This is a genomic window from Acetobacterium wieringae (assembly GCF_001766835.1).
Classification (GTDB): domain Bacteria; phylum Bacillota; class Clostridia; order Eubacteriales; family Eubacteriaceae; genus Acetobacterium; species Acetobacterium wieringae.
In genome coordinates, this window is the sequence record NZ_LKEU01000018.1 from 126,881 (window position 1) to 134,932 (window position 8,052).

General features: G+C 44.0%; 5 protein-coding genes. 1 reads left to right on the top strand and 4 read right to left on the bottom strand.

Features of this window, described 5'->3' with window-relative positions:
* Window positions 1-19 precede the first annotated feature (19 nt).
* Complete coding sequence (locus ACWI_RS04825) at window positions 20-577, bottom strand: DUF2284 domain-containing protein (RefSeq protein WP_084633499.1); 558 nt, start codon at window positions 575-577, stop codon at window positions 20-22.
* Between the two features lie 50 nt (window positions 578-627).
* Window positions 628-2,793, bottom strand: a complete 2,166-nt coding sequence (locus ACWI_RS04830) for a CotH kinase family protein (protein WP_084633500.1) — start codon at window positions 2,791-2,793, stop codon at window positions 628-630.
* A gap of 335 nt (window positions 2,794-3,128) precedes the next feature.
* Here ACWI_RS04830 and ACWI_RS04835 point away from each other — a divergent pair, with 335 nt between their 5' ends.
* The gene (locus tag ACWI_RS04835; protein ID WP_070370300.1) at window positions 3,129-5,042 is read left to right on the top strand and encodes a sensor domain-containing diguanylate cyclase; all 1,914 of its coding nucleotides are present in this window, start codon (window positions 3,129-3,131) and stop codon (window positions 5,040-5,042) included.
* Window positions 5,043-5,086: 44 nt separating this feature from the next.
* Here ACWI_RS04835 and gad read toward each other — a convergent pair whose 3' ends face one another.
* Window positions 5,087-6,502: a glutamate decarboxylase gene (gene gad, locus ACWI_RS04840; protein WP_070370301.1), complete on the bottom strand. Its 1,416-nt coding sequence runs from the start codon at window positions 6,500-6,502 to the stop codon at window positions 5,087-5,089.
* Between the two features lie 152 nt (window positions 6,503-6,654).
* The coding region (locus ACWI_RS04845; RefSeq protein ID WP_070370302.1) for an FUSC family protein at window positions 6,655-8,052 on the bottom strand (1,398 nt) is incomplete at its 5' end.

Genomic DNA, 8,052 nt, shown 5'->3' on the forward strand with positions numbered 1-8,052 from the left:
TTTCTGGTAATTTAAAATTCTAAACCGCATGAGCTCCCTGGTGGTTGTTAAAAAAGATCATCCCGAACCAGGTAATCACATTATAACCGTTTAAAAATGACAGTTGATGTTTTTCACAGATATCCGTCACCGAGATAGCATGGCTTTCGACACAGGGATACATTTTATCACGATGCTTACAGGCCTCATCCGGGTAGCCGCATTCCTCGCAGATGGCACAGGATTCGGCCGTGAGAATCAGCTTGTCCTCGTGTTGACCAAAAACATCGGCCTTGATCGCCTCGACGATTTCGATGTGTTCGCAGTGGGTCGCCAGCATTTCGTCCATATTTAGGATATCGCTGACCTCCGAGATGGTGCTGAAAATAAAGGCATGATCATAGCCCAGGCACCGCTCTTTACATTCTTCCAGGGTCCCGACTGCCGGGGGACAGGACCAGGAGTTGCCGTATTGGGGGCATTCCAGCTTGCAGATGGTTCGTACCGCCTCATAAAAATTGATTTCGGCCGGATCAAAAAAGGCATACTCAAAAATGGGATACTCGGTTATTTTCTTTTCAATATTTGCTCTTGTCATTATTTACCTCTTAACTTTTTGTAACCGCCAATACTGGCAGTTATTGATTTTTATACCACCGGGACGGTAGCTGGTTCAAAATAGTGGTTAGCAGTGTTCTTGATATAGGTACCCTTGCTAACAAGCTTGATCTGAATCGACTCGGCCCGGAGATTCAGTCCCACAGTTCCGGCAATTTCGTCATTTTTAGCCCAACCCAGCCAACCATAATTCTGGGAATGGACCCGATAGTAAAGATCGTACTGGTTGGCCAATTCGCCGGTCAGTCTTATTTTTACCGCTTCCAGACCCAGGGCCTGGCCGGTGGTGCCGGCCGCTGTACCGGCTGGAGTATAATCCTGCCAGCCAATATTCTGAACATGGGCACTGTATTCCAGGGCGCCGCTTGCCGGGTCATTATTGATTGACAGCTGCAGCGCTTCCAGACACAATGACTGGCCGGTGGTTCCAGCTTTCATGCCCGTAGTCACGCCCGACTGCCAGCCCAGGTTTTGAACATGGGTCGCATAAGTGATCATCGGCATATCTGCCTCATAGACTCCGGCCAGATAATTTCTACGGTCAACAATCCAGTTTCGCAGATAGGAAATCTCGTCGCTAAAAGAATGCTCAATGATCCGGCTGTTTGCGGTTGTCAGCGTTGGCACCCCCAGCACTGGCCACTTACTGAAGTTGTTATCGGCTGATACCGCAATCAGGTTGGCGACTGATTTGAGATTATCATCGGTATTATCCAGCGCCGTTTTGATTTCGGCCGAATAGAGTTCATTCGCTCTGGCGACAAACTCCTCATTACGGCATAACTGGGCATACCAGTCATTACGGACAATCCCATTTTCAACCTGGAGAGCAAAATTTTTGGCATAGTCTTCGGTGGCTGTGCCTCTGGCGATATTTCCCAACGACAGGTCGTAGTCCCAGACCGGACCGGCATGAAGCTTGTCACTGGCGCCATCCTTGTAAAAATAAATACTGGACATCCCAATCTCAATATTTTTGGCAAATTCATCGATAAAATAACGCTTAACAAATGAATCAACCTCGATTATTTCGCTGATCGCCGCCCAGTCGGGATCGTCGGCATACAACAAGGTTTCCAGTTCGTTGATATCGGCCTGGACACTTGCAAAGGCTTGTTGCACCTCCGGGCTGTCCGCCGCATCAACAGAATCCTTTAAGGTAAAGATAGTCCCGCTTTTGGCGGTGGCAAAATAATAGGGTTCTGCGGTACCGTAGTGGTTATCCATTTCCAGCAACAGCCCATCGGGGTTTTCCAGTTCAACCCGATTACTGCCGACCTCAACCTTTTCACAAATCAGATAATTACCCAGATACTCGCCGTTGATATAGAGGTCAACAAACCGCGATTCTGAGGAATAGTCCAGGCCCATTTCCTTGGCCAGATCAAAGATTACGCTATTCCTGGCAAATGACCGGTCGGTGTGGTTAGCCAGCAAGACCCATGTTTTTGCCGGGGCCATGCCCAGAAGCGTTTTTTTACTGTCAAATTTTATCTGATAAGGCCGTTTATCGAGACTCCAGGTGAAATTTCCGCGACCCTTGATAACCGCTGATTCCCCACTGAAATTATTGTTGGGATCGGCACCGTCGTCAAGACTTATCATAGCACTGATTTTATTTTCTTTATCAGCATGAAGGTACTCCAGATTGTTTTTGTTGCTATCCGTATCTGACATGGTAATCGATAGAACCGGGATACCATTACTCATCGCCGCTACCGTGGCCAGGTCAGTCTCCGGCGTCACCACAGCGGTAGGCTGAAGCGCTGTCCCCTTCACCGCCGCACAGGGATTTCCCTGATATCCGCCATCACGGTCTTCAATGGTGGTATCCTCTACCGGGGTATAGGCCGATACATAGATCTGTATGTTTTGATCGACCGACAGCGTTGCCAGCAACGCCGACAGATCAATAATCTGGGTTCCCGACTGCAGACCGGGCGTGCGTTCAACATACAGTTGCGCCACTGAAGCTGCAAAGGGCCCGACCAGATCATCCCCAGGTTCATCCCGACAAATATCAATCATCCATCCTGATGCATAGTTGTTGTCAAAGGTGACGGACAGACTCGTTGCTGTTTCATCATATACCGCCCTGATTGTCCCCAAACCATAAACCGGCCCAGCCAGCACTACCAACAACATGATCCATAATACGACAAGACAGTCTATTTTTTTTACTCTTTTCCTATTCATTTAAACCCCTTTATTAGCCATTGTTAACTTTTAACACAATAGCATTAATGAGCTATTTTGTCAATTGAATTGGCCGCACCATCGGCTTGGATTCAATCATGCATCTTCACCGTTTTGGGGCATGTGATTTAAGCGATGGTATCCTAAATCTGAATTGACGGGATTGAACCTGTCAATGTATAATGAAACAATCCACTTCACATCCGTTTGTAATGTTTTTTATTTTAAAACGGCAGCATACACCACTACCAAAATACTTCACCGTAAATTCAAGCACTCCAATGCTTAGCCCATTATTTTAATTACCGCTTTTCTCGACCGAAAGGAGTCCCAACGTGAATAAACGCAGTATCTCATTGACCCTTATTCTTATCATACTTTTTTTCCTGGGAGGTTGCTCTATTCAAGAAGCGACAATCGAGAAAAAATCCGAAAATGGTCGGCTTGACTTAACACAATTTAATATTAAAAATGAAATCATTCCGCTGGATGGTGACTGGGCTTTTTATTGGAACCAGCTACTGGAACCCGCCAATATCGACCAGGGTACGCTCAGCGCTTATGTCCCCTTTCCTTCCTCATGGAATAAATATCAAATCGACGACGAAAAAATACCCGGATCCGGGTATGCTACCTATCGACTGAAATTTACTGCTGCCGACAATCAAATCCTGGCGCTGAAGATTCCCAAGGTTCGCACCGCATACAAGCTTTTTATCAATGGTGAGCCGATTACCACCGTCGGTACCATCGGCACCACCCGGGAAACCATGGTTCCCAAATATCAGCCCCAGGTCGTCGCTTTTAATGCCGTGTCGGGAGAAAACGAGATTGTCCTGGAAGTATCCAATTTCTACCGCCCCAGTGGCGGTCTGCTCAATAGCATTCAACTGGGCGGAGAAAGCCAACTCCTTACTATTCGCTACTTCGGCCTGACCTATGAATTGTTCCTTTTTGGTGCCCTGATGATGATGGGGGTTTATCACCTGGCCTTATTCTGTTTTAGAAGAAAAGACCGGGCTCCACTGTATTTTGGGCTGTTTTGCACGCTGGTGGCTATCAGAACATTGTTTATCGGCGAAGCCTTCTTATTCTCATTTTTTCAAAATCTGAATTTTGAGATTATTTATAAAGTGCAGACTCTGTCATTCTATTTAGGGGTTCCATTGATTCTGATGTTTTTTCGATCGATTTTACCACAGTATTTCAATCCACTCATTGTCCGAACCACTCAAATTATTGCTGGTGTCTATACCCTCGTCGTTCTTTTTACCCCAACTTGGATCGCAGCCATCATCAATCCCCTTTATCAGATATGGACAGTTTTGATGATCATCTATCTTTTTGCGATGCTGATTAAAATTGCGCTTCATCGGGAAAAAAACAGCGGCCTGATCATACTCGGTGGTCTGTTTCTGATTGCGACCTGTCTGATGGACATCATTACCCTTAGTCCCTGGATCAGCGACAACTGGCTATCGTTCCTTCAAACAATCTTTCAGGGCGATGCTAACTCTTCTACCGGCCAACTGATCTTTGCGGTCCTCTATTCGCTGTTACTGGCTAAAACCTTTACCGAGTCGCTGGAGCAACGCACCGTCATGAGTGAACAGCTGGCCGAGATGAACGATCATCTCGATGAACTGGTGGCCCAGCGTACCCGGGAGCTAACCGCCTCCAATGACCGGATTGAACAACAGAATTATGAACTGGAATTGATCAACCATGAGTTACAGCGTCTTTCCCTCCGGGATCCGCTGACCGAACTGTGGAACCGCCGGAAATATGATGAAACCATTGTCATGGAATGGAACCGCTGTTTAAGACAGCACCGTCCGATCTCGCTGCTTTTTATTGATGTCGATTATTTTAAAAACTATAACGATTTGTATGGCCACGTGGCTGGAGATGCCACCCTGATTAAAATCGGGAATACCCTGCGAACCGCTTTGTCCCGCCCCACCGATATGGTGGTTCGTTATGGAGGTGAAGAATTTATCGTTCTCCTTGCCGAAACCGACAAAGAAGAAGCTCTGAGTAATGCCCATCGCCTGCTAAAAAAAGTCGAAGCGCTGGCCATTCCCCATGAGGGATCGGTGGTTAAAAATTGTATTACCGTCAGCATTGGGGTTGCCACCCTGCTACCCGATCATCATTCCCGTCATGAAGACCTTGTTAAAATGGCTGACGAGGCGCTCTATCAGGCTAAATCCAATGGTCGCAACCAGGTTGTCACTCTGAATCAATAACAAACAACAAGACCCAGCCGACAAAACAGCTGGGTCTTGTTAATTTAATGAATAAAACCGGATGGTCCTTTATTTCCGGTATCCTCGCCATGAACGAGTAGCTTCGCCGCATCCAGTTCTTTGATCGCCTGGTTAAAATCATTGATAAATTGGGTTGCAATTTGCATATTGAAGTCCTGCCTTACAACCACCCGTTGAATGATGCAATCCGCCATATTTTCCGGTAATGGGTAGGCCGGAACCTGCCACCCGTTCATTCTCACCCGATCTGCCAAGTCATACAGACTCCAGGGTTTATTTGCCGTCTCCCTGAGCGTCCAACAGACAATGGGGATATTTTTCCCATCGTTGTAGATTTCAAAGAGACCCGTTTTCTCAATTTCGGCAGCGATATAAACCGCCACATCCCGGGTTCGCTGATGGATGCTGATGTACCCCTGTCGCCCATAGCGCAGGAAATTATAATACTGGCCAATGATCTGACTGGCCGAACGGGAAAAATTGATGGCCATGGTCGGCATGCTCCCTCCCAGATAACTGACGTTGAAAATCAACTCGGTCGGCAAGTATTTTTTGTCCTTCCATAAAATCCAACCGACTCCGGGATAAACCAGGCCATATTTGTGCCCCGAGGTATTAATTGAAACAACATTTTTGAGTCTAAAATCCCACTCTAAATCGGGATAGATAAATGGCGCAAACATCCCCCCCGATGCCCCGTCGACATGAATATAAACTGGGAGATCATGACTGTTGTTGTATTCCTCCAGTAGGTTATTCAGACCTTCTACATCATCATATTTACCGGTATAGGTAATCCCCATAATAGCGACAACACCAATGGTATAATCATCGACGAATTCTAACACCCGTCCCAGATTAAGGCTCATGTGATTTTTATCCAGGGGCACCAGGCGCATTTCAATATCCCAATAGACACAAAATTTTTCCCAACAAACCTGGTAACCTGAAGATATGACCAGGTTCGGCTTTCGGGCCTGAATATCCAGCCCTTTTTCTGCGGCCCGCTTACGCCAGGCAAACTTCAGGGCCATCCCACCAAGCATACAAGCCTCCGATGAACCCACTGTTGAGGTTCCGATAAAATCATCCTGATCGGCAGCATGCCACAGATCGGCAATAATATTAACACAACGATTCTCAAGATCGGCGGTTTGGGGGTATTCCGATTTGTCGATGGCGTTCTTTTCCAGCGTTTCCGCCATTAGTTTCACCGCTTCCGGTTCCATATAGGACTGACAAAATGTTGCCAGATTCTGTCGGGCGTTACCTTCATCGATCAGGTCATCTTTAATCAAGCGATAGGCGATTTCCGGCGCCAATGGATTTTCCGGCAGCGTATACTGGGGAATCGGTTCATCACTGGCCACCGAGCCCATCACCGGGGTCGCGTAAACATTTTGCAGTTGTTCTTCCTGACATTTTCTTGATACTAACATTCTTTCCTCCTTTTGATGCGGTCTATAACGATTGTTTTTTATATACCCATAATCGCTGCTGGAACATAGCATTTGCAAAATCGTTTTTTCTGCCGGTTCTCAGAAAAAATTTATAATGACCTTGTCAAAGACCATTTAAAATTTTACATGCGCTAATTCCCACTCGGCCGTTTAAACAGATCCAATTGATTCATTGATCTTATTATTTCGATACTTTCCCAAACGACGACTTTATTTTTTAATGAATATTGACTAATTATTTCTCCAATTAACTGTTCATCATTTTCGGTATTTCGATACTTGTCATTTTTGCTGATATCCTGGCAGATATTCTTATAATCTTCGATGCAGTTTTTATTTGCCAGCAACCAGCGGTATTCGTTATAGATATTAAGGATCAATGCATGTCTGACGCCAATAAAAGACGTGACCATTTCCGCATTTGAAACTTTTATCAACGCCGATAATTTATCCTCAATCATGCCGGTAAAAAGCATAAAATTCATTATCTTATGTTTAAAATCATCCGTATAATTCTGCGCACTTCCAATATCATTGAAAAAGCCAACAATAATCTCGTCATACATTTTCTTCAAATCTTTTTCTGCGTCAGATTCTTGATAGGGTAAAACGAGTTTACTCAATAACACGGCACACACGCCCCCAATAATAACATAGATAATTCTGTCAAGGCTCAGATTCGTTGAATTCTCCACTAACACAAACGAACTGATTGCCGTTATTGTTGAAAAAATCATTGAATAGGTGTAATTATCCATAAAGAAAATTGTCAAAAATAAGGTGATTACCATCACGATTATTCCTGCATCTCTTAGTTGTAAAAACGAAAAGAGTATAATAACAATAATTCCGCCAATTATTGTACCAAAAATTCGTTTTCCCGTTCTTTGCCTTGAGATTTCATAGAATGGATAGGTTAGTGAAGAAATTGTGAACAGAATCCAATTGCCATGTTGAAGGTTAAAATAGTTTACGATAAATGCAAATACAGAAATTGCAAAGGCCAATCGAAACGCATATGACCGACTTAATGGATCGATCGAAAGTTTTACCTTAAATTTTTTTGTTGACTTAAAATTATTTGTTCGTTGTTCATTTTTTGTAATCTCTTTTTTATTAATTTGATCCGACTTCTTCATTTTATTTAAATAATCGCTTAAGCACTGCAACTGATAAACCAATTTCATCATCACTAGATCTTTTGTATTATCGAGATTATATTTTTGAAAAAAGGCATCAAACAACGGATCTAAATGATTTGTTTGATTGACATCGCAATCTTTTACAGATCGTTTAAAACTATTTATTAAAGCCACTGCCTCATCAAGGAAAGCGTCCGCTTCGCTGTCTTTTTTAAGGCGACTTAACAGGTCATTTATATTTTCCAAAGCAATCAGAACATTAAATTTGATTTCACTTTCATTATTAAAATAATAGTTGTCCTTTCTCGATTCATAAATCACTTGTTTCAGACGACTGATATATGCTTTTATTTTACAATCAACCAATTCATCATTCAGATTATTTTT